A 17,596-nucleotide genomic window follows, 5' to 3' on the forward strand; every position below is an offset into this window, starting at 1 on the left:
TCCGACGCAAGACTCTCTAGATACAGTTCACTTGTATTGTGAGAGGGCAGTTAACTGTTTAAGGGTGCTGTACTGTACGAAAACGGGGCAACTGTACCTGTCCGCACTAAATAAGTGCGAAATAGGCATTTTTGGCGAGGTATGTGGGATATTTAGGTAGGAAATGACCAGTACAGCAGTACAGTTTTTTCATTAAAAGGCCAGGAGGGTGCCGAGCTGATGAAACTGTATTTGCATCAGCTCGAATCTGTATCAATCACGCCTTGAGCATGTGCCCCGTTTCTTCCAGGTTAATGTGCCAGCTCAGTGCTTCACGCAGGATGTGTGGGGTATGCCCACCGAGGGCACAAGCAGCATTGAAGTAAGTGTTCAGCGCATCGCGGTAGGCCGGGTGCACACAATTGTCGATGATCACCCGTGCCCGCTCCCTCGGCGCCAGGCCGCGCAGGTCGGCCAATCCGACTTCTGTCACCAGGATGTCGACATCATGCTCGGTGTGGTCCACATGGCTGACCATTGGCACCACACTGGAAATTGCACCGCCTTTGGCAATCGACTTGGTGACGAAGATCGCCAAATGCGCGTTGCGCGCGAAATCGCCGGAGCCGCCAATGCCGTTCATCATCCGGGTGCCGCAGATATGAGTGGAGTTGACGTTGCCGTAGATGTCGAACTCCAACGCGGTATTGATGCCGATGATGCCCAGGCGACGCACCACTTCAGGATGGTTGGAGATCTCCTGCGGGCGCAATACCAGCTTGTCCTTATAGTGTTCGAGGTTGCCGAACACATCGGCATTGCGTCGTTCTGACAAGGTGATCGAGCTGCCCGAAGCGAAGCTCAGCTTGCCTGCGTCGATGAGGTCGAAGGTCGAATCCTGCAACACTTCAGAATACATGGTGAGGTCTTCGAACGGCGAATCGATCAACCCGCACATCACTGCGTTGGCAATGTTGCCGATCCCGGCCTGCAGTGGGCCGAGCTTGTTGGTCATGCGGCCAGCGTCGACTTCCTGCTTGAGGAAGTTGATCAGGTGATTGGCGATGCCCTGGGTGTCGTTGTCAGGCGGCGTCACGGTAGAGGCCGAGTCGGGCTGGTTGGTGATAACGATGGCGACGATCTTTTCCGGTGGAATCGGGATCGCGGTGCTGCCAATGCGATCGTCAACGTTGACCAGTGGGATTGGCGTACGTGTTGGCCGATAGGTGGGGATATAGATGTCGTGCAACCCTTCCAGATTTGGGTTGTGCGCCATGTTGATCTCGATGATCACCTGCTTGGCAAAAATGGCGAAGCTGGCCGAGTTGCCCACGGAGGTGGTGGGCACGATATGTCCTTGCTCGGTGATGGCGACGGCTTCGATCACGGCGATGTCCGGCAGCTTGAGCTGGTTGTTGCGCAGTTGCTCCACGGTCTCCGACAAGTGCTGATCGATAAACATCACTTCGCCGGCGTTGATCGCCTTACGCAAGGTGCTGTCGACTTGGAATGGCATGCGTCGTGACAGTACGCCGGCTTCGGTCAGTTGTTTATCCAGGTCATTGCCCAAGCTCGCGCCGGTCATCAGGGTGATCTTCAGTGGGGAAGTCTTGGCGCGTTCGGCCAGGGCGTGGGGGACGGCCTTGGCTTCACCGGCACGGGTGAAGCCGCTCATGCCGACGGTCATGCCGTCCTCGATCAGTGCGGCGGCATCTGCCGCGCTCATGACCTTGTTCAACAACGAAGGCAAGCGGATACGATCACGGTACATGGATTGTTATCTCGGGCTACGGAGGCAAGGTGCGCAGTTTAGTGATTTCAAAAAAATTCGGCCCGCTACCATGGTCGAATGCCGGGCAGCGATTTAGAGCCTTTGGTCGGGTTTCATGCAGTCATAAAAAACCCCAGCCTACAGCAGGCCGGGGTTTCGAGTATTGCGCTGAAGCATTGTTACTCGACGGCTTTGACCATGTCTTCGATGACCTTCTTGGCGTCACCGAAGACCATCATGGTCTTGTCCAGGTAGAACAGCTCGTTATCCAGGCCAGCATAACCGCTGGCCATCGAGCGCTTGTTGACGATGATGGTCTTGGCCTTGAACGCTTCGAGGATCGGCATGCCAGCAATCGGCGAGTTCGGGTCATTCTTGGCGGCCGGGTTGACCACGTCGTTTGCGCCCAACACCAGCACCACGTCGGCCTGGCCGAACTCGGAGTTGATGTCTTCCATTTCGAACACTTGGTCGTAAGGCACTTCTGCCTCAGCGAGTAGGACGTTCATGTGCCCAGGCATACGCCCCGCCACCGGGTGGATCGCGTACTTCACGGTAACGCCGCGGTGAGTCAGCTTTTCGGTCAGCTCTTTGAGCGCATGTTGCGCCCGAGCGACTGCCAGGCCGTAGCCCGGGACGATGATCACGGTGTCGGCGTTGGTCAGCAGGAAGGTGGCGTCGTCGGCCGAGCCGGATTTTACCGGGCGTGCTTCCTTCGAACCTGCCGCAGCACCGGCGTCCGGCGCATTGCCGAAACCGCCGAGCAGTACATTAAAGAAGGAGCGGTTCATCGCCTTGCACATGATGTACGACAGGATCGCGCCGCTCGAGCCCACCAGGGAGCCGGCGATGATCAGCATCGAGTTATTCAGCGAGAAGCCAATACCCGCCGCCGCCCAGCCGGAGTAACTGTTGAGCATCGACACCACCACTGGCATGTCGGCGCCGCCGATTGGGATGATGATCAGCACGCCAAGCACGAAGGCCAGGGCCAGCATCAGCGAGAACGCGGTGAGGTTGCCGGTGAACATGAACGCCAGGCCCAGGCCGAGCGTTGCGAGGCCGAGCACCAGATTAAGCTTGTGCTGACCGCCGAACTGAACGGGTGCGCCCTGGAACAGGCGGAACTTGTACTTTCCCGACAGTTTGCCGAAGGCGATCACCGAACCGGAGAACGTGATGGCGCCGATGGCTGCACCGAGGAACAGCTCCAGGCGGTTACCCGCAGGAATCGCGTCGCCCAGGTGTTTGACGATGCCCAGGGATTGCGGCTCCACCACCGCCGCGATGGCGATAAATACCGCGGCCAGGCCGATCATGCTGTGCATGAAGGCGACCAGCTCCGGCATCTTGGTCATTTCTACGCGCTTGGCCATGACCGAACCGGCAGTGCCGCCGACCAGCAGGCCGACAATCACGTAGCCGATGCCGGCAGTGGCGAGCTCAGCGCCGAGCTTATAGATGAGGCCCACGGTGGTGAGTACCGCCAGCGCCATGCCGAGCATGCCGAACAGGTTGCCGCGCCGCGAGGTGTTCGGGTGCGACAGGCCTTTGAGGGCCTGGATGAAACAGATCGACGCGATCAGATACAGCGTCGTGACCAGATTCATACTCATTATTTCTGCACCTCTTCTTTAACTTTGGGCGCTTTCTTCTTGAACATCTCAAGCATCCTGCGGGTGACCAGGAAGCCGCCAAACACGTTGACTGCCGCCAGTGCCACGGCAAGTGTGCCCATGGTTTTGCCCAGCGGTGTCACGGTGAGCGACGCAGCCAACATGGCGCCGACGATTACGATCGCCGAAATGGCGTTGGTCACCGCCATCAAAGGCGTGTGCAGCGCGGGGGTAACGTTCCAGACCACGTGGTAACCGACATAAATCGCCAGCACAAAGATGATCAGGTTGTAGATACCGGGGGAGATAAGCTCTTCCATCGTCTGAATCCCTGCTTAGGCGTTTTTGCGGATGACTTGGCCGTCGCGGCACATCAGGCACGCGGCGACGATGTCGTCTTCGAGGTTGAGTTCAAACTGCCCTTCCTTGTTGAAGACCAGCTTCAGGAAGTCCAGCAGGTTGCGTGCATATAAAGCCGACGCATCGGCGGCTACGGCACCGGCCAGATTAGTCGGGCCGCAAATGATCACGCCGTTCTGCACTACCACTTGATCGGCGACGGTCAGCGGGCAGTTGCCGCCCTGGGCTGCGGCGAGGTCGATGACCACCGAGCCAGGCTTCATTTGCGCGACGGTCTCGGCGCTCAGCAGCGTCGGTGCCTTGCGGCCAGGAATCAATGCAGTGGTGATGACGATGTCGGCCTGCTTGGCGCGCTCGTGCACGGCCAGGGCCTGGCGCTGCATCCAGCTGGTAGGCATTGGACGGGCGTAACCACCGACACCGACGGCGCATTCGCGCTCTTCATCGGTTTCGTAGGGCACGTCGACGAACTTCGCGCCGAGGGACTCAATCTGCTCCTTCACGGCCGGGCGTACGTCAGACGCTTCGATCACCGCACCCAGACGTTTCGCCGTGGCGATGGCCTGCAAGCCCGCCACGCCAGCGCCGAGGATCAGCACGCGCGCCGCTTTTACGGTGCCTGCGGCGGTCATCAGCATCGGCATGAAGCGCGGATAGTGATGAGCGGCGAGCAGCACAGCTTTATAGCCGGCGATGTTGGCTTGGGAAGACAGCACGTCGAGGCTCTGGGCTCGGGAGGTGCGCGGCGCGGCTTCCAGTGCGAAGGCGGTGATGCCACGCTCGGCAAGCTTGGCGATAGTTTCGTTGCTGAACGGATTGAGCATGCCCACCAACACGGTGCCGCTTTTGATCAGCTCAAGTTCACTGTCGCTGGGGGCCACTACCTTGAGAATAAGCTCGGCGCCAAACGCATCGCTGGCACTGCCAATGGTTGCGCCTGCCGTTTCATAGGCACTGTCGGGGACGCTGGCGTTGATGCCTGCTCCGCTTTGAACAGTGACCTTGTGGCCCTGGCCGATCAGCTTCTTGATGGTTTCCGGGGTGGCAGCCACCCGCGTTTCACCGGTCTGGGTTTCGAGAGGAACACCAATGTGCACGTCAAATCTCCTGCATGATCTTTTTGCTTTTGATCTTTTTGTAAAAAGGCCAGTGCACCGCGAGTGGCGCAGCTGGGGCGGCCGATCAGCACGATCCCGCTGAAATGACAGCGGGGCGCGGCATTTTGCAGGCGAACTTTACGGCCTTCAAGGGATTATGACGTGTGACGAAAAATTAACTACAAGTCACCCTGTGACTGATTGTCGCAACAAGCCGAAATAAACGCTTCTAATACATGGAGTTAAAGCGCTTCAGGCGTTTTTGCGGTGTTTTGCAATGGTTTGTGTGAATAGTCGCCTATTGGCTTGTAATAGTCGCTACAAGCCATGTAGGTCATGGCTTTTAGCCTGATTTTTGATTGACAGATACAGTCTGTTGAAATGCGACATATATGTACATCTGTAGGATCGAAAATTAATTGACTACATAGTCAGTAATTCAGCTTTAGCCTTTAGATACTAGGGCTGTAGCGCTGTGATTGGTCGATTAACCAGTCTCTGAATGCGTGCAGGGAGGCAGATTCTACTTTTCTCTCAGGAATCATCAGGTAGTAAGCCTTTGAGCTGGTCAGTGTCTCGGGGTTTGCAATCACCAGGTGGCCCTCCTCCAGCTCGCGCTGGATGAGGAACGGCGGGATCAGCGCGATTCCCATGTCATGCATGGCTGCCTGGGACAACATCGAGAATAGCTCGTAACGGGGGCCTGTCATGTCGCGGGGGATGTTCAGCTGTTGGGCACTGAACCACTGGCGCCACGCGTAGGGTCGAGTGGTCTGCTGCAGGAGCGGCAGCTCTGCAATCTCCTGAGCGCTGAGCTGCGTGCGGCTAGCCAAAAGTCGTGGGCTGCACACGGGGACAGGGTTCTCACCCATCAGTCGATGGGATTCAGTGCCGGACCAGTCGGCATCGCCGAAGTAGATGGCGGCGTCGAATTCGGTATCGGCAAACAGAAAGGGACGCGTGCGGTTGGTCAGGTTGACGGTGACTTCCGGGTGCTGGCGTTGAAAGTCCTTAAGGCGAGGTATTAACCATTGAGTGCCAAACGTCGGGACCACGGCCAGCTCAATGACGTTGGCGCCCTGCTGTCCCATTACCGAAAGCGTATCGCGCTCCACTGCGTCTAACTGTGTGGCAACGCGACGGCTGTAGGAAAGCCCTGCTTCCGTCAGCTTGACCCCGCGCCGTGAGCGCCGAAACAGCTCGACACTCAAAAACTCCTCAAGGCTGGCGATCTGTCGACAGATGGCGCCTTGAGTGATCGAAAGCTCGTGCGCGGCCTTGGTGAAGCTTTCGTGGCGGGCTGCTGCTTCAAAACTGACCAAGGCGGTGGTGCTGGGAATTTTTCTGCGCATATACCGTGTCCTCACTCATAAAGCGCTGATGGGCCGTTCTTAACCGTTACGAAGTGAGAAATTAGCACAACCCTATGCGGAAACCTCGTTTGCCCTGTGCGCCTGGCGGGCCTAGGCTCATTCCACGACTTCCGATTTTCTCCGCGAGGACTTATTCATGGCTGGTAAGGCAAGCTTCAACTGGATTGATCCACTGCTGCTGGATCAACAGCTCACCGAAGAAGAGCGCATGGTGCGCGACAGTGCTGAGCAATTCGCCCAGGACAAGTTGGCACCGCGTGTGCTCGAAGCCTTTCGCCATGAAAAGACCGATACGGCGATTTTTCGCGAGATGGGTGAGACCGGGCTGCTCGGCGCAATGATTCCGGAGCAGTACGGTGGCAGCGGTTTGAACTACGTCTGCTATGGGTTGATTGCGCGTGAGGTGGAGCGTGTCGACTCGGGCTACCGTTCGATGATGAGTGTGCAGTCGTCACTGGTGATGGTGCCTATCAACGAGTTTGGCACTGAGGCGCAGAAACAAAAGTACCTGCCGAAGTTGGCCTCTGGCGAATGGATTGGCTGTTTTGGCCTGACAGAGCCTGACCATGGTTCCGACCCGGGCGCGATGATTACCCGTGCGCGCAAGGTAGACGGCGGCTACAGCCTGACCGGCGCGAAGATGTGGATCACCAATAGCCCGATCGCGGATGTATTTGTGGTCTGGGGCAAGGACGATGCCGGTGACATCCGTGGTTTTGTCTTGGAGAAAGGCTGGAAAGGTCTGAGCGCCCCGGCGATTCACGGCAAGGTCGGGCTGCGCGCCTCCATTACGGGTGAAATCGTCATGGATAACGTATTCGTGCCCGAAGAGAACATTTTCCCGGATGTGCGTGGCTTGAAGGGGCCTTTCACCTGCCTCAACTCTGCACGTTATGGCATCTCCTGGGGGGCTTTGGGTGCCGCAGAATTCTGCTGGCACACCGCTCGCCAATACACTCTGGATCGTCAGCAGTTCGGTCGTCCATTGGCGGCGACTCAATTGATCCAGAAGAAACTGGCCGATATGCAGACCGAGATCACTCTAGCCCTGCAAGGCTGCCTGCGTTTGGGTCGTATGAAGGATGAAGGCACTGCAGCGGTCGAGATTACTTCAATCATGAAGCGCAACTCGTGTGGCAAGTCCCTGGATATCGCGCGTATGGCGCGGGATATGTTAGGTGGCAACGGTATTTCCGATGAGTTCGGGGTGGCGCGCCATTTGGTCAACCTCGAGGTGGTGAACACCTACGAAGGCACCCATGACGTGCATGCCCTGATCTTGGGGCGTGCGCAAACCGGTCTTCAGGCGTTCTATTAACAGGAGCACGGCATGGGCGCGCTTTCGCATCTGCGGGTACTGGATTTATCGCGAGTACTGGCGGGTCCCTGGTCCGGGCAAATCCTGGCGGACCTTGGGGCAGAGGTAATTAAGGTCGAACGGCCTGGCAATGGCGACGACACGCGTGCGTGGGGACCGCCCTTCCTTAAAGATGCCTATGGCGAGAACACCAGTGAGGCGGCGTATTACCTGTCGGCCAATCGCAATAAGCAGTCCGTGACTATCGACTTCACGTGGCCGGAGGGCCAGGCACTGGTGCGCGACTTGGCGGCCAAGTCGGACATCCTCATCGAGAACTTCAAGGTGGGTGGTCTTGCGGCGTATGGGCTGGATTATGAGTCGCTCAAGGAGATCAATCCGGAGTTGATCTACTGCTCGATTACCGGCTTTGGTCAGACGGGGCCTTATGCGGCGCGTGCTGGCTATGACTTCATGATCCAGGGGTTGGGCGGGCTTATGAGTCTGACCGGCAGGCCGGAGGGTGATGACGGGGCTGGGCCGGTGAAGGTGGGCGTGGCACTGACTGACATTCTTACGGGGCTTTATTCGACCGTAGCGATACTGGCGGCGCTGGCGCATCGGGGGCATGACGGTGGCGGGCAACATATTGATATGGCGTTGCTGGATGTGCAGGTGGCTTGCCTGGCTAACCAGGCGATGAATTACCTGACAACTGGGGAGGCGCCTAAGCGCTTGGGCAATGCTCACCCGAATATTGTGCCTTATCAGGATTTTCCCACGGCCGATGGTGACTTTATCCTGACGGTGGGTAATGACGGACAGTTTCGTAAGTTTGCTGAGGTGGCTGGGCAGCCTCAGTGGGCGGATGATCCGCGTTTCTCTACTAATAAGGTGCGAGTGGCCAATCGCGCGGAGCTGATTCCGTTGATTCGCCAAGCTACGGTGTTTAAGACGACGGCTGAGTGGGTGTCACAGTTGGAGCAGGTGGGTGTGCCTTGCGGGCCTATCAATGACCTGGCCCAAGTGTTTGCCGATCCACAGGTCAAGGCGCGCGGGTTGGCGATAGCGTTGCCCCATGCGCTGGCGGGGATGGTGCTCCAGGTTGCCAGTCCGATACGGTTGTCCAAGACCCCTGTGGAGTACCGGAGTGCGCCTCCTCTATTAGGGGAGCATACGGCGAAAGTGCTGCAGGATGTGCTGGGATTGGGTGTGGCCAACGTAGCTGTCTTGAAAGGGTTGGGTGTTATCTGAGTCTTCTCTTCTATATAGAGGGCGTTATCGTAGCTTTTCTGGTGGTTTTTTAATCAATCCTAACTAATTGATATAAAAAGCAAAATTAAGGGTTGACGGCAGATCCTAGAAGTCTATAATTCGCCCCACTTCCGGCGCAGTCGAAACGGAAAACTCCTTGATAAACAAAGAGTTATGCGAGATTCGACAGCGAGTTGCTTCAGTTCATCGAAGCCCAGAAGGAGTTGGTAGAGCAGTGTTGTTTCGCTCTATTAACGTTTCGATCTTCTCGGTCGAAAGCGGAGAAAAAGAGGTGTTGACAGCAGCGTGTAACGCTGTAGAATTCGCCTCCCGCTAACGAGAGATCGGAAGCGCAAGTGGTTGAAGTTGTTGAAGAATTCTTCGAAAACTTCTGAAAATAATCACTTGACAGCAAATGAGGCTGCTGTAGAATGCGCGCCTCGGTTGAGACGAAAGATCTTAACCAACCGCTCTTTAACAACTGAATCAAGCAATTCGTGTGGGTGCTTGTGGAGTCAGACTGATAGTCAACAAGATTATCAGCATCACAAGTTACTCCGCGAGAAATCAAAGATGTAACCAACGATTGCTGAGCCAAGTTTAGGGTTTCTTAAAAACCCAAAGATGTTTGAACTGAAGAGTTTGATCATGGCTCAGATTGAACGCTGGCGGCAGGCCTAACACATGCAAGTCGAGCGGTAGAGAGAAGCTTGCTTCTCTTGAGAGCGGCGGACGGGTGAGTAATGCCTAGGAATCTGCCTGGTAGTGGGGGATAACGTTCGGAAACGGACGCTAATACCGCATACGTCCTACGGGAGAAAGCAGGGGACCTTCGGGCCTTGCGCTATCAGATGAGCCTAGGTCGGATTAGCTAGTTGGTGAGGTAATGGCTCACCAAGGCGACGATCCGTAACTGGTCTGAGAGGATGATCAGTCACACTGGAACTGAGACACGGTCCAGACTCCTACGGGAGGCAGCAGTGGGGAATATTGGACAATGGGCGAAAGCCTGATCCAGCCATGCCGCGTGTGTGAAGAAGGTCTTCGGATTGTAAAGCACTTTAAGTTGGGAGGAAGGGCAGTTACCTAATACGTGATTGTTTTGACGTTACCGACAGAATAAGCACCGGCTAACTCTGTGCCAGCAGCCGCGGTAATACAGAGGGTGCAAGCGTTAATCGGAATTACTGGGCGTAAAGCGCGCGTAGGTGGTTTGTTAAGTTGGATGTGAAATCCCCGGGCTCAACCTGGGAACTGCATTCAAAACTGACTGACTAGAGTATGGTAGAGGGTGGTGGAATTTCCTGTGTAGCGGTGAAATGCGTAGATATAGGAAGGAACACCAGTGGCGAAGGCGACCACCTGGACTAATACTGACACTGAGGTGCGAAAGCGTGGGGAGCAAACAGGATTAGATACCCTGGTAGTCCACGCCGTAAACGATGTCAACTAGCCGTTGGAAGCCTTGAGCTTTTAGTGGCGCAGCTAACGCATTAAGTTGACCGCCTGGGGAGTACGGCCGCAAGGTTAAAACTCAAATGAATTGACGGGGGCCCGCACAAGCGGTGGAGCATGTGGTTTAATTCGAAGCAACGCGAAGAACCTTACCAGGCCTTGACATCCAATGAACTTTCTAGAGATAGATTGGTGCCTTCGGGAACATTGAGACAGGTGCTGCATGGCTGTCGTCAGCTCGTGTCGTGAGATGTTGGGTTAAGTCCCGTAACGAGCGCAACCCTTGTCCTTAGTTACCAGCACATAATGGTGGGCACTCTAAGGAGACTGCCGGTGACAAACCGGAGGAAGGTGGGGATGACGTCAAGTCATCATGGCCCTTACGGCCTGGGCTACACACGTGCTACAATGGTCGGTACAGAGGGTTGCCAAGCCGCGAGGTGGAGCTAATCCCAGAAAACCGATCGTAGTCCGGATCGCAGTCTGCAACTCGACTGCGTGAAGTCGGAATCGCTAGTAATCGCGAATCAGAATGTCGCGGTGAATACGTTCCCGGGCCTTGTACACACCGCCCGTCACACCATGGGAGTGGGTTGCACCAGAAGTAGCTAGTCTAACCTTCGGGAGGACGGTTACCACGGTGTGATTCATGACTGGGGTGAAGTCGTAACAAGGTAGCCGTAGGGGAACCTGCGGCTGGATCACCTCCTTAATCGACGACATCAGCTGCTCCATAAGTTCCCACACGAATTGCTTGATTCATTGAAGAAGACGATAAGAAGCAGCCCGAAATTGGGTCTGTAGCTCAGTTGGTTAGAGCGCACCCCTGATAAGGGTGAGGTCGGCAGTTCGAATCTGCCCAGACCCACCAATTTTGTGTGGGAAACGCCTGTAGAAATACGGGGCCATAGCTCAGCTGGGAGAGCGCCTGCCTTGCACGCAGGAGGTCAACGGTTCGATCCCGTTTGGCTCCACCACTACTGCTTCTACGTTATGAAAGCTTAGAAATGAGCATTCCATCGTTATGATGGTGAATGTTGATTTCTAGTCTTTGATTAGATCGTTCTTTAAAAATTTGGGTATGTGATAGAAAGATAGACTGAGCGTTACTTTCACTGGTAACGGATCAGGCTAAGGTAAAATTTGTGAGTTACTCAGTTTTGAGTATTATCGAATTTTCGGCGAATGTTGTCTTCACAGTATAACCAGATTGCTTGGGGTTATATGGTCAAGTGAAGAAGCGCATACGGTGGATGCCTTGGCAGTCAGAGGCGATGAAAGACGTGGTAGCCTGCGAAAAGCTTCGGGGAGTCGGCAAACAGACTTTGATCCGGAGATGTCTGAATGGGGGAACCCAGCCATCATAAGATGGTTACCTTACACTGAATACATAGGTGTATGGAGCGAACCAGGGGAACTGAAACATCTAAGTACCCTGAGGAAAAGAAATCAACCGAGATTCCCTTAGTAGTGGCGAGCGAACGGGGACTAGCCCTTAAGTGGCTTTGAGATTAGCGGAACGCTCTGGAAAGTGCGGCCATAGTGGGTGATAGCCCTGTACGCGAAAATCTCTTAGTCATGAAATCGAGTAGGACGGAGCACGAGAAACTTTGTCTGAATATGGGGGGACCATCCTCCAAGGCTAAATACTACTGACTGACCGATAGTGAACTAGTACCGTGAGGGAAAGGCGAAAAGAACCCCGGAGAGGGGAGTGAAATAGATCCTGAAACCGTATGCGTACAAGCAGTGGGAGCCCACTTTGTTGGGTGACTGCGTACCTTTTGTATAATGGGTCAGCGACTTATTTTCAGTGGCGAGCTTAACCGAATAGGGGAGGCGTAGCGAAAGCGAGTCTTAATAGGGCGTCTAGTCGCTGGGAATAGACCCGAAACCGGGCGATCTATCCATGGGCAGGTTGAAGGTTGGGTAACACTAACTGGAGGACCGAACCGACTACCGTTGAAAAGTTAGCGGATGACCTGTGGATCGGAGTGAAAGGCTAATCAAGCTCGGAGATAGCTGGTTCTCCTCGAAAGCTATTTAGGTAGCGCCTCATGTATCACTGTAGGGGGTAGAGCACTGTTTCGGCTAGGGGGTCATCCCGACTTACCAAACCGATGCAAACTCCGAATACCTACAAGTGCCGAGCATGGGAGACACACGGCGGGTGCTAACGTCCGTCGTGAAAAGGGAAACAACCCAGACCGTCAGCTAAGGTCCCAAAGTTATGGTTAAGTGGGAAACGATGTGGGAAGGCTTAGACAGCTAGGAGGTTGGCTTAGAAGCAGCCACCCTTTAAAGAAAGCGTAATAGCTCACTAGTCGAGTCGGCCTGCGCGGAAGATGTAACGGGGCTCAAACCATACACCGAAGCTACGGGTATCACGTAAGTGATGCGGTAGAGGAGCGTTCTGTAAGCCTGTGAAGGTGAGTTGAGAAGCTTGCTGGAGGTATCAGAAGTGCGAATGCTGACATGAGTAACGACAATGGGTGTGAAAAACACCCACGCCGAAAGACCAAGGTTTCCTGCGCAACGTTAATCGACGCAGGGTTAGTCGGTCCCTAAGGCGAGGCTGAAAAGCGTAGTCGATGGAAAACAGGTTAATATTCCTGTACTTCTGGTTATTGCGATGGAGGGACGGAGAAGGCTAGGCCAGCTTGGCGTTGGTTGTCCAAGTTTAAGGTGGTAGGCTGAGATCTTAGGTAAATCCGGGATCTTAAGGCCGAGAGCTGATGACGAGTTAACTTTTAGTTAACGAAGTGGTTGATGCCATGCTTCCAAGAAAAGCTTCTAAGCTTCAGGTAACCAGGAACCGTACCCCAAACCGACACAGGTGGTTGGGTAGAGAATACCAAGGCGCTTGAGAGAACTCGGGTGAAGGAACTAGGCAAAATGGCACCGTAACTTCGGGAGAAGGTGCGCCGGTGAGGGTGAAGGACTTGCTCCGTAAGCTCATGCCGGTCGAAGATACCAGGCCGCTGCGACTGTTTATTAAAAACACAGCACTCTGCAAACACGAAAGTGGACGTATAGGGTGTGACGCCTGCCCGGTGCCGGAAGGTTAATTGATGGGGTTAGCTAACGCGAAGCTCTTGATCGAAGCCCCGGTAAACGGCGGCCGTAACTATAACGGTCCTAAGGTAGCGAAATTCCTTGTCGGGTAAGTTCCGACCTGCACGAATGGCGTAACGATGGCGGCGCTGTCTCCACCCGAGACTCAGTGAAATTGAAATCGCTGTGAAGATGCAGTGTATCCGCGGCTAGACGGAAAGACCCCGTGAACCTTTACTATAGCTTTGCACTGGACTTTGAATTTGCTTGTGTAGGATAGGTGGGAGGCTTTGAAGCGTGGACGCCAGTCTGCGTGGAGCCAACCTTGAAATACCACCCTGGCAACTTTGAGGTTCTAACTCAGGTCCGTTATCCGGATCGAGGACAGTGTATGGTGGGTAGTTTGACTGGGGCGGTCTCCTCCTAAAGAGTAACGGAGGAGTACGAAGGTGCGCTCAGACCGGTCGGAAATCGGTCGTAGAGTATAAAGGCAAAAGCGCGCTTGACTGCGAGACAGACACGTCGAGCAGGTACGAAAGTAGGTCTTAGTGATCCGGTGGTTCTGTATGGAAGGGCCATCGCTCAACGGATAAAAGGTACTCCGGGGATAACAGGCTGATACCGCCCAAGAGTTCATATCGACGGCGGTGTTTGGCACCTCGATGTCGGCTCATCACATCCTGGGGCTGAAGCCGGTCCCAAGGGTATGGCTGTTCGCCATTTAAAGTGGTACGCGAGCTGGGTTTAGAACGTCGTGAGACAGTTCGGTCCCTATCTGCCGTGGACGTTTGAGATTTGAGAGGGGCTGCTCCTAGTACGAGAGGACCGGAGTGGACGAACCTCTGGTGTTCCGGTTGTCACGCCAGTGGCATTGCCGGGTAGCTATGTTCGGAATAGATAACCGCTGAAAGCATCTAAGCGGGAAACTAGCCTCAAGATGAGATCTCACTGGGACCTTGAGTCCCCTGAAGGGCCGTCGAAGACTACGACGTTGATAGGTTGGGTGTGTAAGCGCTGTGAGGCGTTGAGCTAACCAATACTAATTGCCCGTGAGGCTTGACCATATAACACCCAAGCAATTTGACTACTCTAACGAGCATCAGATTGCGGTGTGTGAAGACGATAGAACCGAAAGTTCGATCTCACGAAAACACCGAAAGCTGTCACATACCCAATTTGCTGAAGCGAGGCCATCTGGTCACGACTCAGTACCCGAATTTCTTGACGACCATAGAGCATTGGAACCACCTGATCCCATCCCGAACTCAGTAGTGAAACGATGCATCGCCGATGGTAGTGTGGGGTTTCCCCATGTGAGAGTAGGTCATCGTCAAGATTAAATTCCAAACCCCCTGTTTGCTAACGCGAACAGGGGTTTTGTTTATGTAGAAGTCCATGAATTTCACTGGTACGTTGCTAACACAACGGTCTGGTACACAGAATTTCTTGACGACCATAGAGCATTGGAACCACCTGATCCCATCCCGAACTCAGCAGTGAAACGATGCATCGCCGATGGTAGTGTGGGGTTTCCCCATGTGAGAGTAGGTCATCGTCAAGATTGAATTCCGAAACCCCTGTCTGTTAACGCAGACAGGGGTTTTGTCGTTTAGATCAGCAATTTTGTATTGCTGACAGACCTGATTGATCACCGGGCATCCAGCCCGTAACTCGCTACATGATTGGTTGGTTTCATTTTCTATCGCAGGACCTAGACCAAGGTGCCTAAGCGCTCAAAGCGTTCGTTATCCAATCCTCGTACGACAACCACCGGTCGGTTTCCTACGAAAAATGGCGATCCGTCTTACATTTTCCTAAGTTTTGCCTCGGCTTGGCCGAAAGCCTGACGAGCCATGCGTGCACCGAAATAGAGCGGCCCAAGAGTCCGCCTATAACGTTACATGGAATGTTCCACTCGGCACGCTAACCCCCCTTTGGCAAAAGAAGTCGATGAAATGAATCTCAAGTTCAGTCATAAAATTCTGTTGGCCGCGTCAGGCGTTGTGGTTCTGGCCTTCGCGTTATTTACCCTCTACAACGACTACCTGCAGCGCAGTACCATCAAGCAGAACCTAGAGTCGTCCATCGAGCAATCAGGTGAGCTCACCGCAAGCAGTGTGCAGAACTGGCTTAGCGGACGAATACTGGTGCTCGAAAGCCTCACGCAAAACGTCGCCCATCAAGGCGGTGCTGCCGACCTCCCTGGTCTGGTCGATCAACCGGCGTTCACCTCAAACTTCCAGTTCACCTATGTTGGCCAAACCAACGGCGTGTTTACGCAACGTCCGGACGCGAAAATGCCCGACGGCTACGACCCCCGTCAGCGCCCTTGGTACAAACAGGCAGTGGCTGCGGACAAGCCCATGCTTACACCACCGTATATGGCCGCAGTGGGTGGGCAGATCGTGACCATCGCGATGCCGGTGAAAAAGAACGGTGAATTGCTCGGCGTAGTCGGCGGTGACCTGAGCCTGCAGACCTTGGTGAAAATCATCAACTCGGTAGACTTCGGCGGCATCGGCCATGCGTTCCTAGTCAGCGGCGACGGCCAAGTCATCGTCAGTCCTGATCAAGGGCAGGTGATGAAAAACCTCAAAGACATCTACCCCGGCACTCAGTTACGCATCGAGAAGGTCAGTCAGGAGGTCGTTCTCAACGGCCAGGACCGCATCCTGTCATTTACCCCGATCAGCGGCTTGCCCGGCGCAGATTGGTATATCGGTCTGTCGATTGATAAAGACAAAGCCTACGCAGCATTGGGTAAGTTCCGTACTTCCGCGCTGATTGCCATGTTGATCGCCGTGGTTGCGATTGCCGTGCTCCTGAGTGTGCTCATCCAAGTGCTGCTGCGGCCTCTGACCACCATGGGGGTGGCGATGCAGGACATTGCGCAGGGCGAAGGTGACCTGACCCGTCGCCTGGCTGTCACCAGCAAGGACGAGTTCGGCGAAGTCGGCAGCGCGTTCAATCAATTCGTAGAACGCATCCACGCATCGATTTCGGAAGTGTCTTCGGCAACGCGCCAGGTGCACGACTTGTCCCAGCGTGTGATGGCCTCGTCCAATGCCTCTATCATCGGTTCCGACGAGCAAAGCGCGCGCACCAACAGCGTGGCCGCTGCGATCAACGAACTGGGCGCCGCCACCCAGGAAATCGCGCGTAACGCCGCCGATGCCTCGCAGCACGCCAGCGGAGCCAGTGAGCAGGCCGATGATGGGCGCAAAGTGGTGGAGCAAACCATCCTTGCAATGTCGGCACTGTCGCAGAAGATCAGCCTGTCCTGCACACAGATCGAAACCCTGAACGCCAGTACTGACAACATTGGTCACATCCTTGATGTGATCAAGGGTATTTCTCAGCAAACCAACCTGCTCGCACTCAACGCCGCCATTGAAGCGGCACGTGCCGGTGAGGCTGGTCGAGGTTTTGCGGTGGTCGCCGACGAGGTGCGCAACCTGGCTCACCGCACCCAGGAGTCCGCCGAAGAGATCCACAAAATGATCACCTCACTGCAAGTGGGCTCGCGTGAAGCGGTTACCACTATGAATGCCAGCCAGGCCTCCAGTGAAGAAAGCGTCGAGGTCGCCAACCAGGCGGGTGAGCGCCTGGTCAGCGTGACGCAGCGGATCGTCGAGATCGACGGCATGAACCAGTCCGTCGCCGCCGCTACCGAAGAGCAGACAGCCGTGGTGGAAACGCTCAACGTCGACATCAACCAGATCAACCTGCTGAATCAGCAGGGCGTGGCCAATCTCAATGAGACCCTGAAGGATTGCGATGCACTGTCGCAGCAGGCCAATCGATTGAAGCAACTGGTCGATAGTTTCAAGATCTGACCTGCTGATTGATCGGGCAGGGGCGAGTAGCCTCGCTCCTGCCGCTCAGCCAAGCAACCGACGGACATTGTCCAGGGCGCTGTTGGCGAAGTCCTGCACAAACTGTTCAAACCCTGCGTTTGCCTCATCCATGGGCTGCGCAATAATCGTCCATGTCACCCTGGAACACTCCACTCCTAGTGCTTCAACGCCGATCGCCGCCCATAACCTGGCCACGCCCAAGGTGTTATAGATTGTGGTCCAGGTCATATGCATGGTCTGCTCGTCCCGGCTATTGAGCTGCTCCACCACACAGTTACCATCGCGGAAAAATTTTGTACGCAAGGCGCCTACACCTGTGCCTGTCATTTCGATATGCGTCAGGTCAGGAATGAACACATCGAAGCCTGAAAAATTCCCGACCATGTTCCACAGACGGGAGGCATGGCAGTCGACCACGACCGACGCGACTATCGGCAGGCCGTCCGGGTTGCGAATTAACGTATCGGGTTGCAGTGGTTTCAT

The 17,596-nt window shown here is 55.1% G+C and carries 9 protein-coding genes, 2 tRNA genes and 4 rRNA genes; 9 read left to right on the forward strand and 6 right to left on the reverse strand.

Annotation, left to right across the window (positions count from 1 at the left end; genetic code table 11):
- Positions 1–256: 256 nt before the first annotated feature.
- The 5 genes from AB4O35_RS06640 to AB4O35_RS06660 form a co-directional block, all read right to left on the reverse strand.
- Positions 257–1,750 carry an acetyl-CoA hydrolase/transferase family protein gene (locus AB4O35_RS06640; RefSeq protein WP_065910219.1) on the reverse strand — a complete coding sequence of 498 codons (1,494 nt, stop codon included), beginning with the start codon at positions 1,748–1,750 and terminating at the stop codon, positions 257–259.
- A gap of 179 nt (positions 1,751–1,929) precedes the next feature.
- Complete coding sequence (locus AB4O35_RS06645) at positions 1,930–3,366, reverse strand: NAD(P)(+) transhydrogenase (Re/Si-specific) subunit beta (protein WP_065910221.1); 1,437 nt, start codon at positions 3,364–3,366, stop codon at positions 1,930–1,932.
- Positions 3,366–3,686 carry an NAD(P) transhydrogenase subunit alpha part 2 gene (locus tag AB4O35_RS06650; protein ID WP_065910223.1) on the reverse strand — a complete coding sequence of 107 codons (321 nt, stop codon included), beginning with the start codon at positions 3,684–3,686 and terminating at the stop codon, positions 3,366–3,368. The genes AB4O35_RS06645 and AB4O35_RS06650 overlap by 1 nt, the downstream gene beginning before the upstream one ends.
- Before the next feature lie 15 nt (positions 3,687–3,701).
- Positions 3,702–4,823: a Re/Si-specific NAD(P)(+) transhydrogenase subunit alpha gene (locus AB4O35_RS06655; RefSeq protein WP_049710711.1), complete on the reverse strand. Its 1,122-nt coding sequence runs from the start codon at positions 4,821–4,823 to the stop codon at positions 3,702–3,704.
- Between the two features lie 452 nt (positions 4,824–5,275).
- Positions 5,276–6,175, reverse strand: a complete 900-nt coding sequence (locus tag AB4O35_RS06660) for a LysR family transcriptional regulator (RefSeq protein ID WP_065891252.1) — start codon at positions 6,173–6,175, stop codon at positions 5,276–5,278.
- Positions 6,176–6,332: 157 nt separating this feature from the next.
- Here AB4O35_RS06660 and AB4O35_RS06665 point away from each other — a divergent pair, with 157 nt between their 5' ends.
- The 9 genes from AB4O35_RS06665 to AB4O35_RS06705 all read left to right on the forward strand — a co-directional run bounded on the left by AB4O35_RS06665 (position 6,333) and on the right by AB4O35_RS06705 (position 17,092).
- Positions 6,333–7,514 carry an acyl-CoA dehydrogenase gene (locus AB4O35_RS06665; protein WP_065875664.1) on the forward strand — a complete coding sequence of 394 codons (1,182 nt, stop codon included), beginning with the start codon at positions 6,333–6,335 and terminating at the stop codon, positions 7,512–7,514.
- 12 nt (positions 7,515–7,526) lie between these two features.
- Complete coding sequence (locus tag AB4O35_RS06670; RefSeq protein WP_460149572.1) at positions 7,527–8,747, forward strand: CaiB/BaiF CoA transferase family protein; 1,221 nt, start codon at positions 7,527–7,529, stop codon at positions 8,745–8,747.
- Between the two features lie 630 nt (positions 8,748–9,377).
- A 16S ribosomal RNA gene (locus AB4O35_RS06675) occupies positions 9,378–10,914 on the forward strand.
- 82 nt (positions 10,915–10,996) lie between these two features.
- A tRNA-Ile gene (locus AB4O35_RS06680) sits at positions 10,997–11,073 on the forward strand.
- Between the two features lie 30 nt (positions 11,074–11,103).
- Positions 11,104–11,179: transfer RNA gene (locus tag AB4O35_RS06685), tRNA-Ala, on the forward strand.
- 249 nt (positions 11,180–11,428) lie between these two features.
- Positions 11,429–14,320 (forward strand): 23S ribosomal RNA (locus AB4O35_RS06690).
- A 156-nt stretch (positions 14,321–14,476) separates the two neighbouring features.
- A 5S ribosomal RNA gene (gene rrf, locus AB4O35_RS06695) occupies positions 14,477–14,592 on the forward strand.
- Between the two features lie 109 nt (positions 14,593–14,701).
- Positions 14,702–14,817, forward strand: a 5S ribosomal RNA gene (gene rrf, locus AB4O35_RS06700).
- Together the 16S, 23S and 5S rRNA genes with 2 tRNA genes alongside form the textbook arrangement of a ribosomal RNA operon.
- 394 nt (positions 14,818–15,211) lie before the next feature.
- Positions 15,212–17,092: a methyl-accepting chemotaxis protein gene (locus tag AB4O35_RS06705; protein WP_065872836.1), complete on the forward strand. Its 1,881-nt coding sequence runs from the start codon at positions 15,212–15,214 to the stop codon at positions 17,090–17,092.
- 45 nt (positions 17,093–17,137) lie between these two features.
- On the opposite strand, the gene AB4O35_RS06710 is transcribed toward AB4O35_RS06705, so the two are convergent.
- Positions 17,138–17,596: an SRPBCC family protein gene (locus AB4O35_RS06710; RefSeq protein WP_065872835.1), complete on the reverse strand. Its 459-nt coding sequence runs from the start codon at positions 17,594–17,596 to the stop codon at positions 17,138–17,140.

The sequence above is a fragment of the Pseudomonas sp. H1_A03 genome, from assembly GCF_054685145.1.

Bases quoted from the DNA above. Each gene is read 5' to 3' on its own strand.
- AB4O35_RS06660 (WP_065891252.1), bottom strand. From the start codon at position 6,175: ATGCGCAGAAAAATTCCCAGCACCACCGCCTTGGTCAGTTTTGAAGCA.
- AB4O35_RS06650 (WP_065910223.1), bottom strand. From the start codon at position 3,686: ATGGAAGAGCTTATCTCCCCCGGTATCTACAACCTGATCATCTTTGTG.
- AB4O35_RS06710 (WP_065872835.1), bottom strand. From the start codon at position 17,596: ATGAAACCACTGCAACCCGATACGTTAATTCGCAACCCGGACGGCCTG.
- AB4O35_RS06670 (WP_460149572.1), top strand. From the start codon at position 7,527: ATGGGCGCGCTTTCGCATCTGCGGGTACTGGATTTATCGCGAGTACTG.
- AB4O35_RS06705 (WP_065872836.1), top strand. From the start codon at position 15,212: ATGAATCTCAAGTTCAGTCATAAAATTCTGTTGGCCGCGTCAGGCGTT.
- AB4O35_RS06645 (WP_065910221.1), bottom strand. From the start codon at position 3,366: ATGAGTATGAATCTGGTCACGACGCTGTATCTGATCGCGTCGATCTGT.
- AB4O35_RS06665 (WP_065875664.1), top strand. From the start codon at position 6,333: ATGGCTGGTAAGGCAAGCTTCAACTGGATTGATCCACTGCTGCTGGAT.
- AB4O35_RS06640 (WP_065910219.1), bottom strand. From the start codon at position 1,750: ATGTACCGTGATCGTATCCGCTTGCCTTCGTTGTTGAACAAGGTCATG.